Here is a 21815-nt window from a genome sequence, read left to right as displayed (position 1 = left end):
CGGCGAGCCGCCGCCCTCGCCCGCTACCCTACGCGCGTTTTTTCGCGGCGCGCGCCAGCACCGCCTTATACACCCGGAAGCGGCCGGTTTGCGCCAGCACCTCGTGGCTGCCGAACGTATCGTCCAGCAACGCTGGATAAGGCAGGAAGGCATTGGCTACGATGCGCAACTGACCGCCGATATTCAGGTGCGCCGCCGCGCCGCGAATCAACATCTCGGCCGCCTGCAGGCTGGTCTGCAGGCCGTCATGGAACGGCGGATTGGAAATAATAAGATCGAAGCGACCGCCGATATCGGAATAGACATTGCTGGCGATCACCTCGCCCTCCAGCTGATTCAGCGCCAGCGTCGCCCGACTGGCTTCCAGCGCCGCCGCGTTGACGTCGCTGAGCGTCAGACGGATCTTCGGCGAACGGTGGGCGAAGGCCGCGGCCAGCACGCCGGCGCCGCAGGCGATATCCAGTACCTTGCCCTTACTGTGCGCTTCCAGCGTAGACAGCAGCAACTGGCTGCCGTTATCCAGCCCGTCGCGGCTGAAAACGCCCGGCAGCGTAAGAACCGGCACCCCGTCCACATCGTATTCCTGCCACCAGTCATCGAGCGTAAAGCCCGACGACTTATCCAGCCGGCCGTGATACAGACCGCAACGCCGCGCGCTGTCGATCTTATTCAGGCTGGCGAACTCCGCCAGCAGTGTTTCCGCGCTGCGCACGCCGCTGCGATTTTCGCCGATCACGAAGATCTCGCAGCCCACCGGCAGCAGCGATAGCAGGTTGAACAGCTGGAACTGCGCCTCCTGCTTGCTCTTCGGCCAGTAATAAATCAGGGTATCGCAGCCGGCCACCGTATCGGCGTCCGCCAGCAGGGCGAACTGCGCCCTGTCGCCCATCGCGCGCTGCAGTTGCTGCCAGTGGTGGTATTGCATAGTGTGCGCCCGGACCTCCGCCGCCTCGAAACTGGCGGGCAGGGTATCCTGCAAATCGCCGGCGAACAGGACCCGGCGGGCGGAAAATTCATCGCTATGGCGCAGTATAACTTCACTGGCGGGGGTAAATGCGGACATCTGACTAAAGCTCCCTCGTTATCTGAGCGGCGATTATATACTCTAAGTAATTCGAGTTGCAGGACAAAACGTTATCGTTTTGAACAACGTGTTGGCCCCTGACGGGCGAAGCGTATGAGTACGCCTCGCCGCGCGGCACATAGAGCGGTAAATTCGCCGGGAGCGGAATCGCGCTTTGTTGGCGCATATACGATGGGTTTGCTAGCATAGCGCGGCACCGGAGAATCTCCTGACAGGATTAGGCATGGCATCATCAAGACGCGACTGGCTGTTACAACAGCTGGGCATCACGCAGTGGACGTTGCGCCGCCCGGCGGTGCTGCAAGGGGAAGTGGCGATCAGTTTGCCCGACCAGGTGCGGCTGGTGATTATCGCCAACGCGCCGCCGGCCGACGACGATCCTCTGCTGGGCGATGTACTGCGCAGCCTGGCGCTGACGCCGCGGCAGGTATACAGTCTGACGCCTCAGCAGGCGGTGATGCTGCCGGAGAACACCCGCTGCCATTGCTGGCTGATGGGCGTCGATGACCCCATTAGGCTGAACGGCGGCCGGCTTACCAGCCCGGCGCTGGCCGAACTCTATAACAATGCCGGCGCCCGACGCGCGCTCTGGCAGCAGATATGTGAACATGAAAACGATTTCTATCCTGACGCCCGACGACCTGCCCCAGGCGCTGCGTATTGAGCAAGCCAGTCACCGCTTTCCGTGGACGGAAAAAACGCTGTACAGCAATCAGGGCGAACGCTACTTCAACCTGAAGCTGGCGGTGCGGGATGAACTGGCGGCGTTTGCCATCACTCAACGGGTGCTGGACGAGGCCACGCTGTTTAATCTGGCCGTCCATCCATCGCATCAGCGCAAGGGTTACGGACGCCAGTTGCTCGAACACCTGATCGCCGAACTGGAACAGCGCGACATCCTGACGCTGTGGCTGGAAGTGCGCGCCTCGAATCAACCGGCGCTGGCTCTGTATCAGCAACTGGGCTTCAACGAAGTGTCGCTGCGGCGCAACTATTACCCGGCGGAACAGGGCCGGGAAGATGCGGTAATTATGGCGCTGCCGCTGGGCTAAGCCGCAGGCGGCGGTATTCTCGCGCCGCTCAGCCGCCGCGACAGGCCGACTGACGCAAGGCGCCCCTATACGCCGGCCGATAACCCAGGCGCCACTAGACAAACGTTCTCCGCTTGTCGTTTGTAATGTGACTGTAATCGATTACAAAATTTGTAATCAAATATAAAGCTGACAATAAGCACCACAAGAAGATACTCACCTCCATCTGATTCAGAAAAAATTATTATCAATATAAAACAGCACATTAAAATAAAAACACAATGCTCTAAGCGCAAACCAGACAACAAAACAAAATGTAACCTCATTAATATCGATTGTAATCGATTACATTTAATGTGATCTGGCGCACGGTCAATACGATTACGGACTCCTACCCTGAATTTTTCTTCGTGAAGTCAGTAGTCCGGAGACTGTATGAATATTACCGCTAGCGCGCCGTCAGCTCAGCCGCGCACGTCCAACGTCAGGCTCACCTTTTTCGTCTGTTTTCTCGCCGCGTTAGCCGGCCTGCTGTTTGGTCTGGATATCGGGGTGATCGCCGGCGCGCTGCCGTTTATTACCGCGTCCTTTAACATCACCACTTCGCAGCAGGAGTGGGTCGTCAGCGCCATGATGTTCGGCGCGGCGGTGGGCGCCGTCGGCAGCGGCTGGATGAATTTCCGTCTGGGCCGGAAATACAGCCTGATGGTCGGCGCGATTTTATTCGTGGCCGGCTCTCTGCTTTCGGCGTGTTCCGCCAATGTGGAGATGCTGATTGCCTCCCGCGTCATTCTCGGTCTGGCCGTCGGGATCGCCTCCTACACCGCGCCGATCTATCTGTCTGAAATTGCGCCGGAAAACATTCGAGGCAGCATGATCTCGATGTATCAGCTGATGATTACCATCGGCATTCTGGCCGCCTATCTGTCCGATACCGCGCTCAGCTACAGCGGCGCGTGGCGCTGGATGCTGGGCGTCATCACTCTGCCGGCCGCGCTGTTGCTGATCGGCGTATTCTTCCTGCCGGACAGCCCGCGCTGGCTGGCGTCGCGCAACCGTCATGAACAGGCGCGTCAGGTACTGGAAAAACTGCGCGACACCAGCGAACAGGCGCACCGCGAGCTTGATGAAATCCGGGAAAGTCTGAAACTGAAGCAGAGCGGCTGGGCGCTGTTCAAAAATAACGGCAACTTCCGCCGCGCGGTGTTCCTCGGCATTCTGCTGCAGGTGATGCAGCAGTTCACCGGCATGAACGTCATCATGTACTACGCGCCGAAAATCTTCGGCCTGGCGGGCTTCGCCAGCACCGAACAACAGATGTGGGGCACCGTAATCGTCGGGCTGGTCAACGTGATGGCCACCTTTATCGCCATCGGTCTGGTCGACCGCTGGGGCCGTAAACCGACGCTGATTCTCGGCTTCGTGGTGATGGCGGCCGGCATGGGTATCCTGGGCACCATGCTGAATAGCGGCATCAGCACGGAGGCCGGGCAGTACATGGCGATCATTATGCTGATGCTGTTCATCATCGGTTTCGCCATGAGCGCCGGCCCGCTGATTTGGGTGCTGTGCTCGGAGATCCAGCCGCTGAAAGGGCGCGATTTCGGCATCACCTGCTCCACCGCCACCAACTGGATCGCCAACATGATCGTCGGCGCCACCTTTCTCACCATGCTGAATTCGCTCGGCAGCGCCCACACCTTCTGGGTCTATGCGGCGCTGAACCTGCTGTTCGTCTTTATCACGCTGGCGCTGATCCCGGAAACCAAAAACGTCTCGCTGGAGCACATCGAACGGAATCTGATGTCTGGCAAGGCGCTGCGCAACATCGGCGCCCGCTAACCTCCCTTCGTCAACCGATGCGCCGCGCCCGCGGCGCTATCGAACCACGTTCCGTTATCCACAGGCTTACGAGAAAAACAGGCCCTTAGCGAAAGGATAAAGGCATGTCGTTAACATCAAAACCCCACGGCCTGCCCGTCCCGTCGGCTGTCACTGGCGGCGACATAGCCGTGATTGAGGTCGTCTGACAGTCGCCAGATAAATTGCCCTGCACCAAAGTCCATGTAAGGGTCGTCAACGCTTTTTAGTTGATGGCCGCGGGATTGCAGTTGCTGCACGACCGCCGGGTCAAAACGGCTTTCCAGATCAAGGGTAAAATCCCGGTTAACTTTCCAGCGAGGGGCGTCGCAGGCAGCCTGCGGCTGCTGATGAAAATCCAGCATTCTGACGAGGGTTTGCACATGCCCCTGGGGTTGCATATCGCCCCCCATGACGCCAAAGCTCATCTGCGGCTGTCCATTTCTGGTAAGGAAAGCCGGAATAATGGTGTGGAAGGGACGTTTGCCCGGCGCTACCACATTGGCGGATTTTGGATCACTGGAAAATCCCGCTCCCCGGTTTTGCAGGCTGATGCCATACTCCGGCACCACCACGCCCGAACCAAAGCCCATATAGTTGGACTGAATAAATGACACCATCATGCCATTTTCATCGGCGGTGGTCAGATAAACGGTGCCGCCGCTGCGAGGTATTCCCGCCGCCGGCAGGCTGGCGCGCGTCAGGTCGATTTGCGCGGCGCGCTGCTGCAGGTAGTTATTGTCCAGCATCTGCTGCGGCGTGATTTCCATCGACGCCGGATCAGCCACGTAGCGGTACACATCGGCGAAGGCCAGTTTCATCGCTTCGATTTGCAGATGCTGGACATCCACGCCATCCAGCGCCAGGCCGGCGAGGTCAAACCGCTCCAGAATCCCCAGGGCAATCAGCGCCGCAATGCCCTGCCCGTTAGGGGGAATTTCATGGACCTCATAACCGCGATAGCGCTGGCTTATCGGCGTTACCCATTCAGGCTGATATGCCTGTAAATCCTGTAAGGTCAGGCTGCCGCCGGTCTGCTGCGACCAGTTCACGATGGATTCGGCAATCTCGCCTTCATAAAACGCGCGCGCGCCCTGGTCGGCCAACAGACGCAGGGTTTTCGCGGCGGCCGGGAAACGAAATAACTCGCCGGTTTGCGGCGCCCGTCCGCCAGGCATAAAGGCATCGGCAAAGCCGGGTTGTTGCGCAAGAATCGGTACGGCGGCCTGCCATTTCCGCGCCACCATCGGCGCCAGTGCGACGCCGCGCTCTGCGATCCCGATGGCGCTGTGCATCAGACGGGAAAAGGGCAGTTTACCAAAACGGCGATGCAGCGCTTCCCAACCGGCCACCGCGCCAGGCACGGTAACGGCATCCCAGCCGCGTTCCGGGCGTTTCGCCAGTCCCTGCGCATCGTTGCCGTAGCGACGACGAAAATAATTCACATCCCAGGCGCCCGGCGCAGGGCCGGACGCATTCAGCCCGTGCAGTTGTCCACCGGCCCAGACCAGCGCAAAGGCATCGCTTCCCAGTCCGTTTGATACCGGCTCCACCACCGTCAGCGTGGCGGCGGCGGCGATAGCGGCATCCACCGCGTTGCCGCCTTCCAGTAAGATGCGGTTGCCCGCCTGAGCCGCCAGCGGATGCGAAGTGGAGACGATGTTATGGGCGAACACCGGCGTGCGCGGCGTAAGATACGGGTTATGCCAGTTAAAGCTCATGGTCTTTCCCCTTGTTGTACACGTTGTTCTGCCGATATCTGTAAGGCCCGGCGATCCACTTTATTGGTGCCCGCCAGCGGGAAGTGGTCGGTAAGCCAGATATGGCGTGGATGTAAATAAGCCGGCCCCTGTTGCAGCGCCCAGTTTTTCAGCGCCTGTGGGTCGAGGGACTCTCCGGCGCGGGGGATCACCCAGGCGACGGGTTTCTGGCCTTTGATGTCATCCGCGACCGGCACGACACAGGCCTGCTGAACCTGCGGGTGGCTTTCCAGCAGCTTTTCGACCTCACCCGGCCAGATATTTTCTCCGCCGCAGACGAACATATCGTCATGGCGGCCGATGAACCAGAAGAACCCTTGTTCGTCGCGGCGAAACACGTCGCCGGTAATGTAGTAACCGTCATCAGTAAAGGGCGCGGGAACATCCGGTCGCTGGTGATAGCCATGCATTAACGCCGGACTTTTCATCTCCAGCACGCCTTCATCCGCCAGCGCACCGTCAGCGCCGCGCAGCCGCACGCTGACGGCGGGATGGGGATAGCCGGGCGAACCGGCCGGCGTGGTCAGCCCTTGCGGGTGCGGCGCAAAGACCACCGGCCCGGCTTCTGTGGTGCCATAGGCGTTAATGATGCGCGCCTGCGGCAGCCAGCGGCGTAATGACCGATACAGGCTGTCACTCACCGGCGCTGATCCCATACGAATCACCCGCACGCAGGAGAGATCGCTTTCCGCCAGCAGATCTTTTTCCTGCAGCATCATGGCCAGCATCGGCGGCACGGCGGTGAGCCAGCTACAGCGGTAGTGGTTCACCGCCTGGAGATAAGCGCGTGCGGCGAATTGCGGCAGCAATACGGTGGTCACCTGACTTGCCAGCGTCAACAGCGCCAGCGCCAGCGCGTTCATATGGTAGAAAGGCGCGGCGATGAGCACCCGTTCGCCCGTCAGTTCCCGGGTGGACAGGCGAGTCGCCACCACCCAGCGGTGGCTGGCATGGGTCAGACGCACGCCTTTGGGCATCCCGGTGGAACCAGAGGTGTAGAGCATCAGCGCCAGGTCATCGGCCCCCGGAGCAAAACAGATCGCTTCCCCTTGCCGCTGCAGCGCGTCCAGCTCCGCGCCAAAACTTAGCCGGGGAAGGTCACCGCTGATACGGGTAAGCTGATCCTCATCGCCCAGCAGCAGTCGGCTGCCGCTGTCCGCCAGAATGCGTTCAATCGTGTGCGTCGGGAAACGAAAGTTGATCGGCACCGCCACCAGACCGGCACGCATAATGCCCAGCAGGCTGGCAATATAGTCAATCGAGTTACGCGCTAAGATCGCCACGCGCGTCCCGCCAGACCAGCCGAATTGCCGCAGGCCGAGGCAAATGGCGTCAGCCTGGTGATTTAATTGCCGAAAGGTGATTTCCTTCTGTGCGCCATCGGCCAGCGGGGTGATAAAGGCCGTCTGGTCACTGTGACGCAGGGCGGCGCTGAAGGCGCCGAGGTTGTCAGGTAAAGTTAATGACCGGGTATCAGGCATCGTTAAACTCCAGCACCAGCGCCAATGCGGGGATAGCCACGCGCAGGTATCCGTCTTGTTGTTTCAGCGGTAAATGAAACCGCTCTGCCGCGGCGACGACAGAGACGGTGTCGCCGCCGCCAATACGGATACAGGCAAACCGACTTTCGCGATCATCTGCAAGTGGCAATAAATCGCCGTATTGCGCCTGCCATTGCGCAAGGCTAACCACCTGTAGCAACGCCGTGTCGCCCAGTCGCGCATACTGTTTACCGGTTTCATCCGCATCACGCGCCACCACGGTTAACGCCTGAATACAGCCAGGCTGCAGCCACTCGTCACGCCACACCCATTGCGGCGTATGATGCTGACAGAAGTACACCCGGCCGGCGCTGAAGCTGCCCGGCGCCAGGCGCACGGTACTGAAACGGGCTTCGCCTTTTTCTCCGCCGCTGTTCACCTCGCGAGAGAAGCGCTGCACCGGCTGTACGCTAAACCCCGCGGTACGCAGGGTGGTTGCCGTAGATTCCGCGTTGTCGCTGGCAAACACCAGTCCGTCAATACCCGGCGGGTTAGCCAACAGTTCCCGACGTAAAGGCTCGCCCCGTTCTGGCAGGCCAATCAGCTCCAGGTAGTGGTCAGCGAACATGATCAAATGGTTGATCGAGCCGAGGCTGTGATAACCCCTGGGCGTTAACACGAACCCCAGCGCCCGAAACAGTTGCGCGCTGTTATCCAGTTCAAAGTGGCTGTTGATCACCAGATGATCCAGTTTCAGGATCATGCCGCCCCCTGTTCCGCCGGAGTCGCGTACAGGCCACGTCCGCTGGCCACCAGACGCCCTTCGGCGTCATAGATCCAGGCCTCGGCGCTGGAGGCCAGTTTGCCGCGTTTAATCACTTTCGCTTTAACCGTCAGATCGCCGCGCGCCGGGCGGTGGTAATCCACATGCAGGTTCAGGGTGGGCACCCCCCTGCCGGTCCAGGCGACCAGCGCCCAGTCTGCGGCCAGATCAATCAGCGTAGCGAGAATACCGCCGTGGATATAGCCGCCTGCCGGGTTAACCACGAATTCATCCCGAAAGGGCACCTGCAGGGTAATTTCGCCTTCGCCGGCCTGCCCGACTTTCAGCCCCAGCCACTGGTGATAGGGGCCTTTAAGCAGTTTTTGTTCGATGTCCTGTGCGTTCATTTCTTGCTCCTGAATCAGGGGGTGACGATCACTTTGCCCAGCACTTCACGGTCACGAATCAGCCGTAACCCTTCTGCCGCCTGTTCCAGCGGCAGCACCCGGTCGATCAGCGGCGTGATTTGTCCTGCGGCGACCATATCCAGCAGTACCGCCAGGTTATCCTGGTAAAAACTGTTGGATCCTTTGATGTTCAGCTCAAAACTCCAGACGTAACGCAAATCTTCCTGCGGGTCATAACCGGCGGTGGCGCCGCACACTAGCAGAGTGCCGCCACGCTTCAGACATTTCAGCGACGGGCGCCACGTGTCTCCGCCCGTAAAGTTGATCACGACATCCACACCGCCGTCATAGGTCCGGCGCTGGGGTTTGCCGTATTTGTCAATCGCCCAGCGAGAGAAGTCCTGCCGGCGGTAATTGACCACGTGGTCGGCCCCTATCGCCTGGAGCGCCGCCGCTTTTTCGTCACTGCCTGCGCAGGCAACCACTTCCGCGCCGAGGTGCTTCGCCAGCACCACGCATGCGGTGCCGACGCCCCCACTGGCGCCGAGGATCAGCACCTTGTCGCCAGCCTTAATGGTGTTATGGGTGATTAACATGCGGTGAGCGGTGCCGTAAGCCACCGGCAGCGCGGCAGCCTGCTCAAACGTCACGCCATCCGGCACAGCAATAAGCTGGCGCGCGTCCGCCAGCGCATATTCCGCCATGCCGCCGTCGGTCATTTCCCCCATCAGACCGACACCCGGTTTCAGTGGGTTAACCAGCACCCGGTCGCCGATATTCCAGCCCGTCACGCCTTCGCCAATTCTGTCGATGGTACCAGCCAGATCCAGCCCCGGCACTACCGGCAGAGGAACTTTGATGCCCGGCATTCCCTGTACGGTGAAGACATCGTGATAGTTAAACGAGGATGCCCGGACGCGCACCACCACATGCCCGGCCTGCGTCTGAGGCATGGCTTTGTTTTCATCAATCTGTAACTGCTCAAGGTCACCATGTTGTAGTAATACCAGCGCTTTCATCGTGTTGCTCTCCGGGTTATTTCAGTTCTTTCGCGGCAAGATAAGGGCGCGGGTCGAACAGGTCATCATTCAGCCCGCCTTTGATGGAACCGCTGCTTAACAGCACTGCGTGTTCACGTTTTAGGGTGTCGATATCGGCTTTTTCAAAGGACATCTGGTTCATGCGATCCCACAGGCTGACGTAGGCTCGCGCCTGGTCTTCCGGCAGGCTGGCCTTCGTCTGGAGGATCTTTACCACTTCATCCGGGTTGGCCCGGCCCCAGTCGAGGGTATCGCGCAGGGCGGCGATGACTTTAGCGACGGTTTCCGGCTGTTGGGTGATCAGTTCATTGCGCACGGTGCCGACACCGATATAAGGCAGAGCGTCACTGTGCGTCAGTTTTTTCCACTCATCGGCAAAGGTGCTGATAACGCGCAATTTCAGCTCCGGCAACTGTCTGACCGTCAGAGTACGCAGGGCGGCGGCATCAATCTGATTCTGCGCGAGGAACTGCGCCAGGCGCGATTCGTTCCCGCCGATCAGAGAAAATTCATTCGCGGCAATGCCGGCGTTTTCCTGCAACAGCGTGCTACCAATTACCGCTACGGAAGAGCCCGCCGGCGACATGCCCACTTTTTTACCTTTCAGTTGTGACAGTTCAGTAATGGGAGAACCTTCCGGCACGACGAACGCCACATCGGCGGGCTGGGTGGCGGCGAAGATTTTTACCGGCACCCCTTCGGCAGCTACACTGAACACACCCGCCACCGGTGCGCCAAAGGCCAGATCAATGGAGCCGGATGCCAGCGCTTTCAGCGGTGCATTCACATCCGGGAAGTGGACGAACTCGGCATCGACGCCGCGTTTTTTCAGGAAATCCTGACTTTCCAGCACCGCGCCGTATCCCAGGCTGACGCCGGACGTCCAGTAACCGATACGCACTTTGCCGTCGGCAAAGCTGAATGGCGGCAGCAGCCCCGCCAGCAAGGTGAAAAGAACAAGCAGTTTTTTCATGTATTACCCCTGAATGAATAAGCGTTATGCACGTTTTTTCCAGCGAAACAGGCGACGTTCCAGCGGTTTGAGCAGACCGCCTTCCAGCAGCAACATCAGTGAGACGAGCAACAAGGTCCAGGCAAATACCTGACTGGTCTGCACCAGATCACCCGCCTGGCGCAGGCGATAGCCAATGCCATCGGATGATCCCAGCGTTTCCGCCACCAGCGACACTCGCCAGCCGAAGCCAAAGGCCAGGCGAGCACCAGAAAAGAAGTACGGCAGAATGGTGGGTAAATAGATTTTGCGCAGCGTCTGCCAGCGGTTCATACGGAAGCTGCGTGCCAGTTCGACATACTGCGCGTCCACGTTTTGCGCGCCCTGCCAGACATTGGTGAGGATCAGCGGCATCGCCGTCATAAACACGACGAAGATGGTGGTGGCATCAGAAATGCCGAACCAGATAATGGCGAAGATGGCCCAGATTGCCGACGATACGGTGTTAAACACCGCCAGCAGCGGTTCAAAAAAAAGCGCCACCCGCTGGCTGGCGCCCAGCGCCAGACCGAACAGGGTGCCGACCAACGCCGCCAGCACGAAGCCCGATACCACGCGGCTGAACGTGGCGCCGATGTCGTGCAGCAGCGATTCACTCTGCCACAGCACCAGCAGCGCCTGCCAGGTGGCGGCCGGGCCGGGCAAGACAAATGCCGGAAGATGTTGTGAACCCTGCCACCAGGCAATCAGAAACACGGCCAGCAGGATCAGCCGTTGTAATAACAGGTTAAAGGTGCGTGAAAGGTGTTTCATCTCATACCTCAAGACGTAACAGGCGAATCTGTTCATTCACCTCAGGAGCCGTGGCGATGCGTGGGCGCGGCAGGTTCAGCGCGGTTTGCCGGTGGATGCGTCCCGGATGGGGTTTCAGCACCACGACCCGATCCGCCAGCACCACCGCCTCTTCCACATCGTGCGTCACCAGCAATACGGTCATCCCCGTCAGCTGCTGAATACGCAGCAACTCGTCGTGCATGGCGCTGCGGGTTTGCGGATCGAGGCGTGAGAAGGGTTCATCCATCAACAGGATTTGTGGCTGCACCACCAGGCTGCGAGCCAGCGCCACGCGACTGCGCATCCCGCCGGATAACTGATGCGGCCAGTGCCGGACGAAGTCGGACAGGCCGACCAGCGCCAGAGCGTCGTCCACGCGCTGGCGACGCTCCCGTTTAGCGAGGGCGCTGTTTTCCAGGCCAAAGTGTACGTTTTGCCCAACGGTACGCCACGGCAGCAGGCGATCTTCCTGAAACAGGTAGGCGATACGCTGCCAGTGCTGAAAGTGTTTTGCCGGCGTTCCCTGAATGGCAATGTCGCCGTTGTCTGCCGGTAACAGGCCGGAAATCAGATTTAACAACGTGCTTTTACCGCCCCCGGATGCGCCCAGCAGCGCCACGATTTCCCCTTGCTGAATGGTCAGAGAAATATTTGTCAGCACGTTTTGGTTGGCAAAGGATTTACTGACGTCACGCAATTCAATGGCCACGCTCATTCAAATATCTCCCGTGGCAATACCGGTAATAACGTGCCTTCTTTACTCAGGGTGGCGTAGATTTTTTCCAGCGTCATTGTCTGAAACGTTTCAATATGGCGGCGGGCAATAAACTCCACCCGTTTCGCATCCCCTTCAATAAATGCGTCAATCATGGCGTTATGATCGTGTTTAATTTCAGGTTTAATACGTTGCACGTTAAATCCCAGCGCCACCAGTCGCGCCATTTCATCCATTAATCCGGACAGCGTGCGAATTAAATGGCCGTTACCGGTGGCTTCGGCAATGGTTAAATGGAAACGTTTATTGGCATTCATAAACACATCAATGCGCGTAGACAGCGGGGCCGCGACTTCCACCCGGCACTGGGCTTCTAAATCTTTCAACAGTTCAATATCCACTTTGCCGACCGCCAGGCGCGCCGCCAGCGGCTCCAGTGCGGCGCGCAGGGTAAAGATTTCCTCCACGTCCTGCACCGTCACCGGCGCGATGCGATAGCCCTTGCGTGGGCGTGAAATCACCAGTTTGTCATGACTCAGGCGCGTCAGCGCCAGCCGGATGGTGCTTTTCCCGGACTGGTAGCGATCCATCAGTTCAGATTCCGTCACCAGCGATCCCGGCAGCAGGCGGCAGGTCAGAATATCGCGGCGAATGGTGTAGTAAGCCTGGTTGCTTAAAGATAAAGAATCGCTCACGCCAGCCCTCTCAGTTTATTTCTGTGAGCAGCTCACTGCGTCACATTGAATATCCCAATAAGGTCATTCTGAAACAGTGCCGGAAAGCGATCTAATAATAAAATCAGCAATGCAATGCGATTATTCGCATGTACTGAGCTGCCCAGAAAAGAATGGGAATATTTGCGCATTTAAATAGCCGAAATACTTATGCGCTAAATCATTCGAGTTGCAGGAGACGGCAAGAGAGAGAATCCCGAATCACTGGCTCAAGTCAGTGATTCGGGTGAGCGAGCGTAGCCAACGCACCCGCAACCGGAAGTATGACAAGTAGATAACCAGCGAGAAAGCGCGGTATCAATATGCTGCCTTTGGATGTGTCTGACGCGGGTTTACTATACAGGCATATAAGGAAACGCCGACGCAGCAAATAGACGGAGAACGGCAACGTTAAACCGGCATCAGGGTACAACCGGGCTTTAGAGGTCGATATTAGCCATCTGTTTTCGGCTGACGGTAAGGCATAGACGACATAATAAGTCTGAGCATCCCACTTCATCCAGGATATGCACATTATTAGATAAAGTTATTCGTTCTGGTTTCATCACGCCTGCTTTACCCTAGCGGAAAATTTTCTTTATCGACCTGGGAGTATGTATGCGTCTGAAGTTGTTGTTATTGTCCCTCATGTTGGCCGGAGTTTCCCAGGCTCAGGCGCTGGATGACGTGACGGTTGCGCTGGCGATTCCCCCGGCCGTGCACGATGGCGCGCCTTATGCGGCGGCGCAGGAACTGGGGTTATTTAAACAACAGAACCTGTCCGTCAAACTGGTGGTGTTTCAGGGGGCCGGGGCGCTGCTGCCTCAGGTCGCCAGTAAACGAGTCACCTTTGGCTACCCGGTATCGGAACCGGTTATTTCCAGCTACTTTAGCGGTAAAGATCCCCTGCCGCTGCGCTATTTTTACAATGGCACGCCGGCCCAGACCATGGAATACACCGTACTGGCGGATTCTCCGATCAAAACGCTGGCAGATCTGAAAGATAAAAAAATCGGGGTCGGCGCCCTGACATGGGGAACCATCCCGAACAGTCGCGCCGCGCTGCGTGTTGCCGGTCTGGAACCGGGTAAGAACGTGGAATTTGTCGCGGTGGGCGTGCTGGGATCGGGCTTCCAGGCGCTGCGCAGTAAACAGATCGATGCCCTGAACTATAACAGTAGCTGGGGCGATATTTTTGAGCTCACCGGCACCAAAATTCGCCGCATCGCTTACCCGGACGTATTTCAGGAAACCCCGGGCAACGGGTTTATCGCCCATGAGGATACGTTCAAAGACAACCCGGATCTGATCCGCCGTTTTGGCCGTGCGTATACTGAAGCGCAATACGTTTGTGAAGTGAACCCCGAATTTTGCGTGCAAGCCTTCTGGCGTCAGTACCCGGAAAGTAAACCCGCGAATGCGGACGGTAAAGGGCTGAACGATGCCAAAACGCTGCTGACCCGCCGCCTGCAACGCACTCTGTACCGGGAAAACGGCAGCCGCCGCAATCCGGGCGAATATGATTTACCGGTGATTCGGGCGGCCATTGCCGCAATGGCGAAAACCGGTGAATTCCCTTCTGCCGCGGTGCCGGTGGAACGTATTTTCTCTAACGAATTTGTCGCTGCTTTTGATGACTTTGATAAAAATGCGCTGAAAGCTCGGGCGGAGGCGGCAAAATGAGCGCAACGCTGATGGTTGATATTCCTGATGGTCTGATTGATCAGCCGCGCCGTATTCATGCCCGCGGACTGGTTGCCGGCGAGGCCACGCTGACGGCAGACTTTACCCACGCCGATGGCAGTGTCTGGCACAGCCAGGCTACGTTTCTCATTACGGCGGAGGGCGTGCTGGACCCCGACGCCGCTACGCCCGTTGCCGGCGACTGGCGTGAAGCGGAGCCGATGGCGCCGGTATGGGCGCTACGTCTGGTATCGCCGGCGCTGGATCCGGCGTTAAGCGACAGCCTTGACGCGCGCCATATCACCTTGCGTATTCAGGACGCCGGCGGCGCGGTTGCCGGAGCCACGCTGGTTCAACGCCTGTTGGCCCCCGGCGTCACACGGCGGGAAATTCGTGAAAATGGGCTGTCTGGCACGCTGTTTACGCCAGCAGATCATGGTTCTTATCCGCTGGTGATTGTACTGAACGGCTCAGGCGGCGGCACCCCGGAGCAGCGTGCGGCCCTGTTTGCCGCTCATGGCTACCAGGGGCTGGCGCTGGCGTATTTTAAAGCGCCAGGCCGGCCGGATTATATTTCGGAAACGCCACTGGAATATTTCCAGCAGGCACTGGGCTGGGCAACGGAAACCCTGCATCCGAAAAATGACTTTATTGCCGTTGCGGGGCATTCCCGCGGCGGCGAACTGGCCTTGTTGCTGGGCGCAACCTTCCCGGAGCGGATTTCTGCGGTAATTGGCTATGTTCCCAGCGCGGTGATACACGGCACGCTGCGTGCCGGCCGCCCGGATGAGCCACGGGATGCCGCCGCCTGGACCTTGCGCGGTCAGCCACTGCGGAATATCTGGCAGGACAATCCGGCGGCTGACTGGCGCGCCTTTGATCGTCCGCCACAACCCGGTGCGCATATTCGTCAGGCTCCGGCATTTATTGCGGTGGAACGCGATCAGAAAAACCTGACGGCGGCGCGGATCCCGGTGGAGCGGATTAGCGGCCCGGTGCTGCTGATTTCTGGCGCCGATGACGGATTCTGGCCGTCGGTGGACTACTGTGAACGTATTGCTGCCGCACTGGGTGCGCATCAACATCGCTGGTCGGTGGAGCATGTGCGTAACGACGACGCCGGCCATGCGATCGCCTTTCCGTATATCCCGACCACGGAAATTGCCCGAGTGCATCCGGTAGCCGGGGTGGTGATTGATGGGGGCGGAACGCCGGCCGCCAACGCCCGCGCAAACCGACTGAGCTGGCGGCGCGTACTGGCATTCCTGGCGACAGCAACGGCAACGCGTGGAGAACCGGCATGAGCGCCGCGCTGGAACTGCGTGGCGTCGGCCTGACCTATTCGACACGCAGAGGGGCAATCCACGCGCTGGCCGACGTTGATTTACAGGTGGCGAATGGCGAGTTTGTCGCTTTGCTGGGGCCATCCGGCTGCGGCAAATCCACCATTCTCAAACTGGCCGCCGGGTTGATGGCCGCCACTGCCGGACAGGTACAGGTGGCTTCTCAGATCGTCACCGGGCCGGGGCGGCAGACTGGCGTGGTGTTTCAGAAACCGAATCTGCTTCCCTGGAAAACGGTGCTGGAAAATGTGTTGCTGCCCGCCCGCACGCTGGGGCTGCCGGACGCCGCCGCCCGGGCGCGGGCGCGACAGTTGCTCGAACTGGTCGGGCTGGCGGATTTTGCCGGGGATTATCCCTTTGAGCTGTCCGGCGGAATGCAGCAGCGCGTGGGTATCGCGCGGATGCTGTTGCACGATCCCGAACTGCTGCTGATGGATGAACCCTTCGCCGCGCTGGATGCCCTGTCACGGGAAAACCTGATGCTCGAACTTCAGCGTATCTGGGATCAACAACGCAAATCGGTGTTGTTTATTACCCACAGCATTCAGGAAGCGGTGTTTCTGGCGGATCGAGTGTTGGTCATGTCGCCGCGCCCTGGCCGCATTATTGAAGATCTGGCCATTGCGCTTCCCCGGCCGCGGACCCTGGAGACGCTGGCTGACGCGTCATTTATGACGCTGTGCCAGCACTTACGGAGACATTTCACCCATGCGTAGATTGTTGCCCTTATTGTATCCGCTGATAAGCCTGGCCGTACTGGTGCTTATCTGGGATCTGTCTGTTCGGGTATTTTCCGTACCTGATTATCTGCTGCCGCCGCCCGCAGCGGTGTTTGGGGCGCTAAGAACGGGTTTTGCTGACCATAGTCTGTGGCCCCATATCGCCGCCACTTTGGGCGAAACCCTGGCCGGGTATGCCATCGGCAGTGGGCTGGCGATCTTTTTGGGGTTGGCGCTGGCGGAATCCCGGACTTTCGAGCGGTTTGTCTATCCGTTGCTGATTGCACTGCAGGCCACGCCCAAAGTGGCGCTGGGCCCGATTATCCTCGTCTGGTTTGGTTTCGGCATAGCCTCGAAAATTGTGCTGGTTACGCTGGTTTGTTTTTTTCCTTTGTTCGTCAATACCGTTAACGGCATCCGCCGCACCGATGCCGAACTGCTGGATACCTGCCGTGCATTTTCGGCATCCCGCTATTATTTGTTATTTCACGTCAAGCTCCCTTCCGCCGCCGGCGATATTTTTGCCGGACTGCAGATTGGGGTGGCGCTTGCATTAATCGGTGCGGTGGTGGCGGAATTTTTATCTGCGCAGCGCGGTCTGGGGTATCTGATTGCATCAAGCTCCGTGAATATGAGCCTCTCCACCATGTTCGCCGGAGTACTGTTGCTGGCGTTCATCGGGCTGTGCGGCGCTCAGACCGTGCGCTGGTTACAACGCAAAATAGTGTTCTGGGAGGAAAGGTCGGGGAATTCCCCGACCAAATAACCACGTGGGACATTAAATTCAGACTTCGCCCGACTCTTTATCAGCCAGCAGGATCGAATCCAGCGCGATTTCGATCATCTCGTTAAAGGTGGTCTGGCGCTCCTGCGAGGTGGTTTGCTCATTGGTGCGGATGTGATCGGAAACAGTGCAAATGGCCAGCGCCTTCGCGCCGAACTCGGCGGCCACGCCATAAATACCGGCGGCTTCCATTTCCACGCCGAGGATGCCGTACTTTTCCATCACGTCGAACATTTGCGGATCCGGCGTATAGAACAGATCGGCCGAGAACAGATTGCCGACGCGCGCCGCGATGCCGCGCGCTTTCGCCGCCGCCGCCGCATGACGCACCATATCGAAATCGGCGATCGCAGCAAAATCATGATCTTTAAAACGCAGGCGGTTCACTTTCGAGTCGGTGCAGGCGCCCATGCCAATCACCACATCGCGTAATTTAACGTCGCTGCGCACCGCGCCGCAGGAACCGACGCGAATGATTTTTTTCACGCCGAACTCGGTAATCAGCTCTTTGGCATAGATCGAGCAGGAAGGGATACCCATGCCGTGCCCCATCACGGACAGCTTGCGCCCCTGCCAGGTGCCGGTAAAGCCCAGCATGCCGCGCACGTCATTCACCTGACGGACATCCTGCAGGTAGGTGTCCGCAATATATTTGGCGCGCAACGGATCGCCCGGCATCAGTACTACGTCCGCGAAATCACCCATTTCGGCATTAATATGTGGCGTAGCCATGTCAGTTTTCCTTTATCAGTCAACAATCAGGACAGCCTGCGCCGCGCGGCGCAGGCAAATAGGTATTACAGGATAGATTTGCCGTAATCCATCGCCGACAGCCCGAAGTAGCGGGCCACCGTCTGGCCGATATCGGCAAAGGTCGTGCGATGGCCGCGGCCGCCCGGCGTCACTTTCGGTCCGTAGATCAGCACCGGCACGTTCTCACGCGTGTGGTCGGTGCCGGCCCATGTCGGATCGCAGCCGTGATCGGCGGTCAGGATCAGAATATCGTCGCCGCTCACCAACGCCAGCATTTCCGGCAGACGGCGATCGAACAACTCCAGCGCGGCCGCATAGCCCGCTACGTCGCGGCGATGGCCATACGAAGAGTCGAAGTCGACGAAGTTAGTGAAAACGATGCTGTTATCGCCGGCCTGCTTCATTTCCTGCAGCGTGGCGTCATACAGTGCGTCTATGCCGGTCGCTTTCACTTTTTTGGTAATGCCGACCTGGGCGTAGATGTCGGCGATTTTACCGACCGAAATCACCTGGCCCTCTTTCTCTTCCACCAGTTTTTTCAGGATGGTCGGCGACGGCGGTTCAACCGCCAGATCGTGACGGTTGCCGGTGCGTTCGAAGTGACCCGCCTTATCGCCGATAAACGGCCGGGCGATCACGCGGCCGATATTGTAGCCGCCGTTGGTAAGCTCTTCGCGCGCGATCTCGCACAGCTCATACAGCTTATCCAGTCCGAACGTCTGCTCATGGCAGGCGATCTGGAACACCGAATCCGCCGAGGTATAGAAAATCGGCTTACCGGTTTTCATGTGCTCTTCGCCCAGTTGATCTAGGATAACGGTGCCGGACGAGTGGCAGTTGCCGAGGTAGCCGGGCAGCCCGGCGCGCTCGACCAGCGTATCCAGCAGCGCCTGCGGGAAGCTGTTCTCTTCGTCTTTAAAATAGCCCCAGTCAAACAGCACCGGCACGCCGGCGATCTCCCAGTGGCCGGACGGCGTATCTTTGCCGGAAGAGATCTCGCTGGCGTAGCTCCAGGCGCCGATGATCTCGGCCTGCGGATCGAGCCCCGGCGGGAACGATCCGGCAGAAGCCTCCGCCGCCTTGCCCAACCCCAGACGGCTCAGATTAGGCAAACGCAGCGGACCGCTGCGTCCCGTATCGGCCTTGCCGGCGGCGCAGGCCTGCGCGATATGGCCGAGCGTATCCGCGCCGCGATCGCCGAAACGATCGGCATCGGCGCTATAGCCAATGCCGAAAGAATCCATCACCATAATAAATACACGTTTCATTCATGTTCTCCCTGCGTGATGACACGCTGGCTTCGGCGCAATAGCGCGCCGCAATAAATTCAGATTAACCGTGCTCCGCGCCGATGCGGCAATACACCGCAGGCGTTGATTGCGGCGCGTCGTCGCCGACCGCGATCGCAGCGCGCACCGCCTCGGCCGTCCGCTTCCAGTCGGCCTCGCTACCGGCGTGGATCACCGCCAGCGGACGCTGGTCGTCGACCCGTTCGCCAATGCTGGCGACATGATTCAACCCGACGCTATGGTCGATGGCATCGCTGGCCTGGCGCCGTCCTCCGCCGAGCGACACCACCGCCATTCCGAGCGCGCGGGTATCCATCGCCGTCACCACGCCCTCGCGCCCGGCGAATACCGGCTTGCTCAGCATCGCCTGCGGCAGGTGGCGCCGGTAGTTCTCGACAAAGTCGGTCGGACCGCGCTGGGCCGCCACCATCCGGCCGAACACTTCCGCCGCCCGACCGTTGGCCAGCACCGTTTCCAACTGACGCCGCGCTTCCGATGCGCTGTGCGCCAGCCGCCCGGCCAGCAGCATCTCTTCGCATAGCGCCATCGTCACCGCATACAAACGAGGGTTACGATGCTCTCCGGTGAGGAACTGCACCGCCTCGGCCACTTCCAGCGCGTTGCCGGCGCTGGAAGCCAGCACCTGATTCATATCCGTCAACAGCGCGGTAGTCTGACAGCCGGCGTGATTGGCCACCCCGACGATCGCCTGCGCCAGCTGCTCCGACATCGCCTGCGTCGGCATAAACGCCCCGGAGCCCACTTTAACATCCATCACCAGCGCATCCAGTCCCTCAGCCAGCTTTTTCGCCAGGATCGAGGCGGTAATCAGCGGGATCGAATCGACAGTGGCGGTAATATCGCGCGTGGCGTAAAAACGCCGGTCGGCAGGCGCCAGCGACTGAGTCTGCCCGATAATCGCCACGCCGACCTGGCGGATAATTTGCCGAAACGCCTGATCGTCGGGATAAATATTCAGACCCGGAATCGATTCCAGCTTATCCAGCGTGCCGCCGGTATGGCCCAGCCCGCGACCCGAAATCATCGGCACATAGCCGCCGCAGGCGGCGACCATCGGCCCGAGCATCAGCGAGGTGACGTCCCCGACGCCGCCAGTGGAGTGCTTATCCACCAGCGGGCCGTTTAAATTCAGCCCCTGCCAGTTCAGCACCGTACCGGAATCCCGCATCGCCAGCGTGAGCGCCACCCGTTCCTCCAGCGACATATCGTGGAAATAGATGGTCATGGCCAGCGCGGCGATTTGTCCTTCCGACACGCTGTTGTCGCGGATCCCGTTAACGAAGAAGCGAATCTCTTCTTCGCTCAGCGAATGGCCGTCGCGTTTCTTACGAATAATCTCCTGAATCAGTAGCATACGATCTCTCCAGGCCGGCGGACCGGGAGTCGGCCGCGCCGGACTATCAGTAACCGCCGCGCGGGGCGGCGTCCGGCGCCTGCCCCAGCGTGGTCAACAGGCTGCCGAGCAAACTGGATGCGCCGAAACGGAAGTGACGCGCGTCCACCCACGCCGACCCCATGATGCGATCCGCCAGTTGCAGATAATCGGCGGCTTCCTGCGTCGTACGTACGCCGCCGGCGGCTTTAAAACCTACGCGCTGCGCGGCGTTTTTGTCGCGAATGGTCTGCAACATCAGTCCGGCGCTATGCAGCGTGGCGTTAACCGGCACTTTGCCGGTCGAGGTTTTAATAAAATCGGCGCCGGCATCGATCGCGATCTCGCTGGCCTGACGGATTAGCGCATCCTGCGCCAGTTCGCCGCTTTCTATAATCACCTTGAGCAACACCTGCGCCCCGGCGCACACCTGTTTACAGGCGCTGACCAGCGCAAATCCCGTTTGCGTATCGCCGGCCATCAACGCGCGGTAAGGGAACACCACGTCCACTTCGTCCGCGCCGAGTTCAACCGCGGCGCGCGTTTCCGCCACCGCCTGCGCGATATCGGCATTGCCGTGCGGGAAATTGGTCACGGTGGCGATACGCAACGCCGGCGTGCCCTGTTCGGTCAACGCCCGGCGGGCGACGGGAATAAAGCGCGGGTAAATACAAACGGCCGCCGTTTGTCCTGCCGGGCTGCTGGCCTGACGGCACAGCGCAATCACCTTCTCATCGGTATCGTCATCGTTCAGCGTGGTCAAATCCATCAGTTGTAATGCACGCTGCGCAACGGCAGTTAAATCCGTCATATAAGCTCCAACTCGTCAACCGGTTAACAGGATAGCACTGAGCGACCGAAATGCGCCGACCGCTCGCTGATTATAGCCGCCCGTCTTCACAATGCCGGAAGACGGCAAACGAGCCAATCCCCGGGCGATAAATCCCCCTGACGCGGCCATCAACATTAGTTTCGCCGCAGAGGCTTCATCCGGGGCAAACCGTCGCGCGGCGACCCGATTATTTCAGCATGTCGTAGCGCGTCATTTTGTGGTTTTCTTCACATGTAATGAAAACAAAATGCAACACGATGTAATTATATGTGATTTATATCACAAAAAACCCCAAAACAGCGCGTCAGATCCTGAGTCTACACGCCATAGATTGCAGGATTAAGCAAGGCGCAAATGTGGCGCATCGCGCGGAGGGATA

The 21815-nt window shown here is 59.2% G+C and carries 21 protein-coding genes; 7 read left to right on the top strand and 14 right to left on the bottom strand.

Translation table 11 applies throughout. The features are described from left to right. Positions 1 to 28 precede the first annotated feature (28 nt). Positions 29 to 1063 carry a 16S rRNA (guanine(1207)-N(2))-methyltransferase RsmC gene (gene rsmC, locus FJU30_RS03195; RefSeq protein WP_150433678.1) on the bottom strand — a complete coding sequence of 345 codons (1035 nt, stop codon included), beginning with the start codon at positions 1061 to 1063 and terminating at the stop codon, positions 29 to 31. 244 nt (positions 1064 to 1307) lie between these two features. Here rsmC and FJU30_RS03190 point away from each other — a divergent pair, with 244 nt between their 5' ends. From FJU30_RS03190 to FJU30_RS03180, 3 genes are all read left to right on the top strand, one after another. Further along, a complete protein-coding gene (locus FJU30_RS03190) occupies positions 1308 to 1748 on the top strand; it encodes a DNA polymerase III subunit psi (RefSeq protein ID WP_150433679.1) in 441 nt (146 codons plus the stop codon). Then, positions 1693 to 2136, top strand: coding sequence for a ribosomal protein S18-alanine N-acetyltransferase (rimI, locus tag FJU30_RS03185; protein WP_150433680.1), 444 nt, complete (start codon positions 1693 to 1695; stop codon positions 2134 to 2136). Before FJU30_RS03190 ends, rimI begins: the two co-directional genes overlap by 56 nt. 414 nt (positions 2137 to 2550) lie before the next feature. Beyond that, positions 2551 to 3957: a sugar porter family MFS transporter gene (locus FJU30_RS03180; protein ID WP_150433681.1), complete on the top strand. Its 1407-nt coding sequence runs from the start codon at positions 2551 to 2553 to the stop codon at positions 3955 to 3957. A 116-nt stretch (positions 3958 to 4073) separates the two neighbouring features. Here FJU30_RS03180 and ggt read toward each other — a convergent pair whose 3' ends face one another. The 9 genes from ggt to FJU30_RS03135 are packed head-to-tail and all read right to left on the bottom strand — an operon-like array spanning position 4074 to position 12622. Next, entirely contained in the window at positions 4074 to 5696 is a 1623-nt protein-coding gene (ggt, locus tag FJU30_RS03175) for a gamma-glutamyltransferase (RefSeq protein ID WP_150433682.1), read from the bottom strand. After that, a complete protein-coding gene (locus tag FJU30_RS03170; RefSeq protein WP_150433683.1) occupies positions 5693 to 7216 on the bottom strand; it encodes a class I adenylate-forming enzyme family protein in 1524 nt (507 codons plus the stop codon). The genes ggt and FJU30_RS03170 overlap by 4 nt, the downstream gene beginning before the upstream one ends. Next, the gene (locus FJU30_RS03165; RefSeq protein WP_150433684.1) at positions 7209 to 7979 is read right to left on the bottom strand and encodes a VOC family protein; all 771 of its coding nucleotides are present in this window, start codon (positions 7977 to 7979) and stop codon (positions 7209 to 7211) included. Before FJU30_RS03165 ends, FJU30_RS03170 begins: the two co-directional genes overlap by 8 nt. Continuing rightward, positions 7976 to 8386, bottom strand: coding sequence for a PaaI family thioesterase (locus FJU30_RS03160; protein ID WP_150433685.1), 411 nt, complete (start codon positions 8384 to 8386; stop codon positions 7976 to 7978). The genes FJU30_RS03165 and FJU30_RS03160 overlap by 4 nt, the downstream gene beginning before the upstream one ends. A gap of 14 nt (positions 8387 to 8400) precedes the next feature. Continuing rightward, positions 8401 to 9405, bottom strand: a complete 1005-nt coding sequence (locus FJU30_RS03155; protein ID WP_150433686.1) for a zinc-binding dehydrogenase — start codon at positions 9403 to 9405, stop codon at positions 8401 to 8403. Positions 9406 to 9421: 16 nt separating this feature from the next. After that, positions 9422 to 10399 carry an ABC transporter substrate-binding protein gene (locus FJU30_RS03150; protein WP_150433687.1) on the bottom strand — a complete coding sequence of 326 codons (978 nt, stop codon included), beginning with the start codon at positions 10397 to 10399 and terminating at the stop codon, positions 9422 to 9424. Positions 10400 to 10423: 24 nt separating this feature from the next. Then, positions 10424 to 11191, bottom strand: a complete 768-nt coding sequence (locus FJU30_RS03145; RefSeq protein WP_191091516.1) for an ABC transporter permease — start codon at positions 11189 to 11191, stop codon at positions 10424 to 10426. A gap of 1 nt (position 11192) precedes the next feature. After that, on the bottom strand, positions 11193 to 11927 hold the full coding sequence (locus FJU30_RS03140; RefSeq protein ID WP_150433689.1) for an ABC transporter ATP-binding protein: 735 nt from the start codon (positions 11925 to 11927) through the stop codon (positions 11193 to 11195). Beyond that, the gene (locus FJU30_RS03135; RefSeq protein WP_150433690.1) at positions 11924 to 12622 is read right to left on the bottom strand and encodes a GntR family transcriptional regulator; all 699 of its coding nucleotides are present in this window, start codon (positions 12620 to 12622) and stop codon (positions 11924 to 11926) included. The genes FJU30_RS03140 and FJU30_RS03135 overlap by 4 nt, the downstream gene beginning before the upstream one ends. Positions 12623 to 13258: 636 nt before the next feature. Between FJU30_RS03135 and FJU30_RS03130 the strand changes: the two genes are divergently transcribed. The 4 genes from FJU30_RS03130 to FJU30_RS03115 are packed head-to-tail and all read left to right on the top strand — an operon-like array spanning position 13259 to position 17151. After that, complete coding sequence (locus FJU30_RS03130) at positions 13259 to 14323, top strand: ABC transporter substrate-binding protein (protein ID WP_150433691.1); 1065 nt, start codon at positions 13259 to 13261, stop codon at positions 14321 to 14323. After that, positions 14320 to 15627: an acyl-CoA thioester hydrolase/BAAT C-terminal domain-containing protein gene (locus FJU30_RS03125; protein ID WP_150433692.1), complete on the top strand. Its 1308-nt coding sequence runs from the start codon at positions 14320 to 14322 to the stop codon at positions 15625 to 15627. Before FJU30_RS03130 ends, FJU30_RS03125 begins: the two co-directional genes overlap by 4 nt. Then, positions 15624 to 16382, top strand: coding sequence for an ABC transporter ATP-binding protein (locus FJU30_RS03120; RefSeq protein ID WP_150433693.1), 759 nt, complete (start codon positions 15624 to 15626; stop codon positions 16380 to 16382). Before FJU30_RS03125 ends, FJU30_RS03120 begins: the two co-directional genes overlap by 4 nt. Further along, the gene (locus FJU30_RS03115; RefSeq protein ID WP_150433694.1) at positions 16375 to 17151 is read left to right on the top strand and encodes an ABC transporter permease; all 777 of its coding nucleotides are present in this window, start codon (positions 16375 to 16377) and stop codon (positions 17149 to 17151) included. The genes FJU30_RS03120 and FJU30_RS03115 overlap by 8 nt, the downstream gene beginning before the upstream one ends. An 18-nt stretch (positions 17152 to 17169) precedes the next feature. On the opposite strand, the gene deoD is transcribed toward FJU30_RS03115, so the two are convergent. The 4 genes from deoD to deoC all read right to left on the bottom strand — a co-directional run bounded on the left by deoD (position 17170) and on the right by deoC (position 21415). Further along, positions 17170 to 17901 carry a purine-nucleoside phosphorylase gene (gene deoD, locus FJU30_RS03110; protein WP_150433695.1) on the bottom strand — a complete coding sequence of 244 codons (732 nt, stop codon included), beginning with the start codon at positions 17899 to 17901 and terminating at the stop codon, positions 17170 to 17172. Between the two features lie 65 nt (positions 17902 to 17966). Next, on the bottom strand, positions 17967 to 19190 hold the full coding sequence (deoB, locus tag FJU30_RS03105) for a phosphopentomutase (protein ID WP_150433696.1): 1224 nt from the start codon (positions 19188 to 19190) through the stop codon (positions 17967 to 17969). Between the two features lie 64 nt (positions 19191 to 19254). Continuing rightward, positions 19255 to 20586, bottom strand: a complete 1332-nt coding sequence (gene deoA / locus FJU30_RS03100; protein ID WP_150433697.1) for a thymidine phosphorylase — start codon at positions 20584 to 20586, stop codon at positions 19255 to 19257. 46 nt (positions 20587 to 20632) lie between these two features. Then, on the bottom strand, positions 20633 to 21415 hold the full coding sequence (gene deoC, locus FJU30_RS03095; RefSeq protein WP_150433698.1) for a deoxyribose-phosphate aldolase: 783 nt from the start codon (positions 21413 to 21415) through the stop codon (positions 20633 to 20635). Positions 21416 to 21815: the final 400 nt, after the last annotated feature.

It is taken from the genome of Affinibrenneria salicis (assembly GCF_008710095.1).
The sequence above is the reverse complement of the archived record's forward strand: the minus strand, read 5'-3'. Positions and strand labels throughout refer to the sequence as shown.

Bases quoted from the DNA above. Each gene is read 5' to 3' on its own strand.
- FJU30_RS03150 (WP_150433687.1), bottom strand. From the start codon at position 10,399: ATGAAAAAACTGCTTGTTCTTTTCACCTTGCTGGCGGGGCTGCTGCCG.
- FJU30_RS03130 (WP_150433691.1), top strand. From the start codon at position 13,259: ATGCGTCTGAAGTTGTTGTTATTGTCCCTCATGTTGGCCGGAGTTTCC.
- FJU30_RS03160 (WP_150433685.1), bottom strand. From the start codon at position 8,386: ATGAACGCACAGGACATCGAACAAAAACTGCTTAAAGGCCCCTATCAC.
- deoD (WP_150433695.1), bottom strand. From the start codon at position 17,901: ATGGCTACGCCACATATTAATGCCGAAATGGGTGATTTCGCGGACGTA.
- rimI (WP_150433680.1), top strand. From the start codon at position 1,693: ATGAAAACGATTTCTATCCTGACGCCCGACGACCTGCCCCAGGCGCTG.
- FJU30_RS03170 (WP_150433683.1), bottom strand. From the start codon at position 7,216: ATGCCTGATACCCGGTCATTAACTTTACCTGACAACCTCGGCGCCTTC.
- deoA (WP_150433697.1), bottom strand. From the start codon at position 20,586: ATGCTACTGATTCAGGAGATTATTCGTAAGAAACGCGACGGCCATTCG.
- deoB (WP_150433696.1), bottom strand. From the start codon at position 19,190: ATGAAACGTGTATTTATTATGGTGATGGATTCTTTCGGCATTGGCTAT.
- FJU30_RS03115 (WP_150433694.1), top strand. From the start codon at position 16,375: ATGCGTAGATTGTTGCCCTTATTGTATCCGCTGATAAGCCTGGCCGTA.
- rsmC (WP_150433678.1), bottom strand. From the start codon at position 1,063: ATGTCCGCATTTACCCCCGCCAGTGAAGTTATACTGCGCCATAGCGAT.
- FJU30_RS03120 (WP_150433693.1), top strand. From the start codon at position 15,624: ATGAGCGCCGCGCTGGAACTGCGTGGCGTCGGCCTGACCTATTCGACA.
- FJU30_RS03180 (WP_150433681.1), top strand. From the start codon at position 2,551: ATGAATATTACCGCTAGCGCGCCGTCAGCTCAGCCGCGCACGTCCAAC.
- FJU30_RS03165 (WP_150433684.1), bottom strand. From the start codon at position 7,979: ATGATCCTGAAACTGGATCATCTGGTGATCAACAGCCACTTTGAACTG.
- FJU30_RS03155 (WP_150433686.1), bottom strand. From the start codon at position 9,405: ATGAAAGCGCTGGTATTACTACAACATGGTGACCTTGAGCAGTTACAG.
- deoC (WP_150433698.1), bottom strand. From the start codon at position 21,415: ATGACGGATTTAACTGCCGTTGCGCAGCGTGCATTACAACTGATGGAT.
- FJU30_RS03190 (WP_150433679.1), top strand. From the start codon at position 1,308: ATGGCATCATCAAGACGCGACTGGCTGTTACAACAGCTGGGCATCACG.
- FJU30_RS03140 (WP_150433689.1), bottom strand. From the start codon at position 11,927: ATGAGCGTGGCCATTGAATTGCGTGACGTCAGTAAATCCTTTGCCAAC.
- FJU30_RS03145 (WP_191091516.1), bottom strand. From the start codon at position 11,191: ATGAAACACCTTTCACGCACCTTTAACCTGTTATTACAACGGCTGATC.
- FJU30_RS03125 (WP_150433692.1), top strand. From the start codon at position 14,320: ATGAGCGCAACGCTGATGGTTGATATTCCTGATGGTCTGATTGATCAG.
- ggt (WP_150433682.1), bottom strand. From the start codon at position 5,696: ATGAGCTTTAACTGGCATAACCCGTATCTTACGCCGCGCACGCCGGTG.